1 protein-coding gene is annotated in these 1,319 nt (G+C 50.6%); it reads left to right on the forward strand.

Going from position 1 to position 1,319, the window contains the following annotated elements; all coding sequences use genetic code 11:
* Window positions 1–1,319: condensation domain-containing protein (locus tag ABD769_RS24895; RefSeq protein ID WP_344854070.1), on the forward strand; the 1,319-nt coding region annotated here is incomplete at both ends.

A 1,319-nucleotide genomic window follows, 5' to 3' on the forward strand; every position in this document is an offset into this window, starting at 1 on the left:
GATTCGGGAGAGGTTCGCCAGGTTGTCCTTTCATCCGAAGAGCTTGGCTTCCAGATACGGTACCTGGATTTACAGGATGAAAGGGAACAGGAAGATGTGGTTTGGGGAATTGTCCACAGCGACTGGATGAGTGCTTTTGATCTTTCCCGTGGCCCATTATTGCGAGCCTGTTTATATCAGATTTCTACCGGGAAGTGGGTGTTTACCTATACGATGCACCACATTATAAGTGATGGCTGGTCGATGGATATCCTGATCCGTGAGCTGCTGATGTATTACGGGTCTCGTACAGCAGGTGTTCCAGTTTCCTTAGCCCCCTTACGGATACAATATAAGGATTATGCATCCTGGCAGCAGGATCAGCTGAGGGTGGGGCAGCAGGATGTGCACCGGGCGTATTGGCTGGACCAGTTTGCTGGAGACCTTCCCGTGCTGGATTTGCCTTACGATAGGCTGCGTCCTTCAATAAAAACCTACAATGGCAGTTCTGTGAGCCGATCGTTTAACGCTGATATAAGTAAGGGTATAAAGTCCCTTGTCCACCAGCAGGGTGGTACCCTTTTTATGGGCCTGCTTGCCGCTGTTACTACTTTGCTCTACCGTTATACCCAGCAGGAGGATATCATCATCGGGAGCCCTATAGCCGGGCGTGAGCATGTTGACCTGGAGGACCAGATAGGTTTTTATGTGAATACACTTGCTTTGCGGATGCGCTTCACTGGTGGGGATAGCTACCTTGACCTTCTTGATCAGGTTAAGCAGGTTACCCTGGGTGCTTATGAGCACCAGTCCTATCCTTTTGATGAGCTGGTTGATTCACTGGACCTTCAGCGTGACATGAGCAGGAACCCTTTGTTTGATGTACAGGTACTGCTTCAGGACATCGGGATGGGCGGAGGGCAGAACCTTGGCGGGCTTGAGGTTAGCGGTTATGGGGGAGGAGAGAAACAGACCAGCATCTTCGATATGGTGTTCAGTTTTGCGGAAGTGGGGGAAAGCCTGCATCTGACGCTCACTTATAACAGTGATATATATAACAACGGGACGGCTGCACAGCTATCGGCCCACCTGGAGCAGTTGCTTGGGGCTATTACAGCGGATCCTTCCCTTTCTGTCAGCCAGCTGGATTACCTCAGTGAAAGGGAGAAGCACCAGCTGCTCGTTGGCTTTAACGACACTTTTCGGGATTACGATAAAGGTATGACGATAGTTGGGTTGTTTGAAGAGCAGGTTTCAAAGAGTGCAGACCGGGTTGCGCTGGTTTTCGGTGAAACCGAGCTGACCTACGGGGAACTGAACGAACATTCAAACCGGCTTGC

It is taken from the genome of Pedobacter jeongneungensis (assembly GCF_039538295.1).
Lineage (GTDB): Bacteria > Bacteroidota > Bacteroidia > Sphingobacteriales > Sphingobacteriaceae > Pedobacter > Pedobacter jeongneungensis.